Genomic DNA, 261 nt, shown 5'->3' on the forward strand with positions numbered 1-261 from the left:
GGAATCGGGGTCCATGTAGTTAAATCTGCCGACGTAGCAATACCAGTGCTACCGCCTGACATAGTAGCCCAATAGATCGATCCGTCGTACACCGGATTTGTTGCTTTTGCTGCTCCGTAGTACAACGTTGTCCCCGTGTTGAATCTCGCGCCGAATCCTAGTGTGATACCACCAGCTTGCCAAGCCTGATTGACTGTGATGCCTGTGTTTAGATATCCAAATGTTTGATCTGCTGCCGCTCCCCATGCAGCCGTTGAATAT

At 50.2% G+C, this 261-nt stretch carries 1 protein-coding gene; it reads right to left on the reverse strand.

What is annotated here, in order from left to right:
• Positions 1-261, reverse strand: a 261-nt coding sequence (locus AC1RPR_RS08905) for a hypothetical protein (protein WP_481763588.1), incomplete at both ends; no start/stop codon positions are given.

The organism is Dellaglioa sp. CoH-57-MRSF-22 (assembly GCF_056781895.1).